A 2276-nucleotide genomic window follows, 5' to 3' on the forward strand; every position below is an offset into this window, starting at 1 on the left:
TACATCATGCAACCGTGATTAGCCTAGAAGGAGAAAGTTATCGTATGAAAAAATAATTTTTTTGCTATAAATCGGCAAAGTTAGTTGTCGTAACCGGAAAAGTTAGTTGACATTTGATACTCTTTTGATCAGCAATATCAAATCGCTTAAGTGCAATCCATGCTTGCTCTTGCATTAAACCAGTCACTCTCAGCACCTGAAAGTCCGGTACATTCAACCCAGCACTTTTTGCCATCTTCAAGTACGCTGCTTCACACAACCCTTCTTCGTGCCTTAACGGTAATGATTGAGAGGTAAATTTAATGATATACGGCTCTAAACCCGGGGAGGCTTTTGTACTTACCAAACTTAAATCTTCCGAAATATAGATCTGCGCCTTGGGTCTTGCGCCTCCTGAACTACCGACATTGACAAGCTCAGGCAAAACTTCATCTAAACTGCCTTCAAATAGCTTTTGTGCCTGATGCCCTAACTCATGAATATTAATCCTACCTTTCTTTGCCTCTAGTTGATATTCCGAGCCAGGCACAAACGAGAGGGCACCAATCGCACCTTCACCGACAAATGCTAAACGATCCAAAGGAGTCAATTGATGAGGCAAGATATTTTGTTGGCGAAAAACACGATCCATCAGCAACATCCCCCAACCATCAGGCAATGCATCTGCAAACACGCCATGTAGTCCATGATGCGGTGTTAAAGGCGCTTTTTGCAAATCCGAACTAAACTTCAGTGCAAATGGAGACAGGTTGGCGTGTTTTGCTAAGTATGTCTGATCATATTGAAAGTAAATCCCTGACTGGTTTTGCGCCAACTGCCCAACTTTAATTTTTTGGCTTAATGTTATTGACCTAAATACTTCCAGTGTTTTCTTTGCTATAAACTCACGCATCTTTTAACACATCCTCAATCGTTTTATAGTTAGGCTCTTTATCCTGTCTTGTGAGCGCATCAATTTTGCTTAAATCATCAATAGTCTGCCAGATTAATAAAAACTGGCGTAACGAAATTCTGCCTGTCGTTTCGAAGTGCTTAATTGTCGCTGCTGGCACAGTACTACGCTCTTCGAGTTTATTGCGCGAATATTTTAGCGACTTACGCTTATTTTTAAGGTAATCTGCCAGTTTTTTTTGAACATCTGAAGTCGTAATAAAATGAAGCATAACAAATCTAATTGGGCACAATAATGTCTAATTTTAGATTAAAACCCTTAAAATAGATAATATTTTATCTGATATATGCATTCTAAAGAGAGAAAATCAAAACAATCTCACTGCTGTGCGATAAATCTCATCAGATAAAAGCTTATCTTTTGAGTGATAGGGCACCACATCCACTTCAGTTTGATCAAAGCTCATTTGCAGAAGTGCTGTTTTAAATTTCACTTTACACTGCCAAAATTGCTCTTTATCCATTTCAACATCAATGGCTAAATCAATATCACCACCGCTTAAGCTATCATTAGCACGGCTACCAAACAAATACACAGGCACTTCGCCAAAGCTTTGAGAAACGGCCTTTTTTAAAACGCTTTTCATTCGTTCAGATAATCTCATTATTTAAGCACCTTGTGTTTCGCACAAAAAGCCAATGTATTATCATAATATGCCTTCAGCGCATCATAACGATCAACACAAAACTGTAAATCACGCAAGGCGTCTTCTAGCTCATCAGGATAATCGTGCGCTAATTCATTCCTAATCTCACGAATTTCTATCCAATTCTCAAGAGAATCCAAAATGCCTTCTTTTACTGCATGATATAACACTTCAGTCATTGCTTTAGCAGGAATCCCGACAAACCCAAACATCATTGACCAGATTTTAGCGCCTAAAAAATCCTGAACTGAGCTAAATCGCTTCAAATAAGCATCCAATACCGCCTTATCCTGCACTGCAAGATTCTCAAATATTTGTGGGTTATAAATATTTTGGCGTTTTAACATTTGGTCAATCAATGCTTTGTATTCATCGAGCGCCTTGATGTGTTTATTTAATTTATCCATTCTTTTAGCAAAAATTTGCAACCTATCTTCATGCATTAGATAATACCTCTGGCACTCTTTTACCACTAATTTTATGCCAAAGCATTTTAATACAGCCTCAATATAAATGCTATCACCCTCCCTACACGTGTTGAATCAAATTAAAAGTTACTGGTAACTACCCAGCAGGTTAGATTTTGATAAACAGTAATTTTTGGAAATTTTTCCAGATTTGATGTTTTCATTTGCAAATAAATATGGCGTAATTTGATAGATGGATATGAAACTAGAA

General features: G+C 37.7%; 4 protein-coding genes. All 4 read right to left on the reverse strand.

Going from position 1 to position 2276, the window contains the following annotated elements; genetic code table 11:
- Positions 1–64: 64 nt before the first annotated feature.
- Positions 65–892 carry a type II toxin-antitoxin system HipA family toxin gene (locus F3D68_RS11090; protein WP_151194495.1) on the reverse strand — a complete coding sequence of 276 codons (828 nt, stop codon included), beginning with the start codon at positions 890–892 and terminating at the stop codon, positions 65–67.
- Entirely contained in the window at positions 885–1163 is a 279-nt protein-coding gene (locus F3D68_RS11095; protein ID WP_117001891.1) for a transcriptional regulator, read from the reverse strand. Before F3D68_RS11095 ends, F3D68_RS11090 begins: the two co-directional genes overlap by 8 nt.
- 96 nt (positions 1164–1259) lie before the next feature.
- Complete coding sequence (locus tag F3D68_RS11100) at positions 1260–1556, reverse strand: nucleotidyltransferase domain-containing protein (RefSeq protein ID WP_151194496.1); 297 nt, start codon at positions 1554–1556, stop codon at positions 1260–1262.
- Positions 1556–2041: a hypothetical protein gene (locus F3D68_RS11105; protein ID WP_151194497.1), complete on the reverse strand. Its 486-nt coding sequence runs from the start codon at positions 2039–2041 to the stop codon at positions 1556–1558. Before F3D68_RS11105 ends, F3D68_RS11100 begins: the two co-directional genes overlap by 1 nt.
- Positions 2042–2276: the final 235 nt, after the last annotated feature.

The organism is Cysteiniphilum sp. JM-1 (genome assembly GCF_008711525.1).
In the GTDB taxonomy this organism is placed as follows: Bacteria; Pseudomonadota; Gammaproteobacteria; order Francisellales; family Francisellaceae; genus Caedibacter.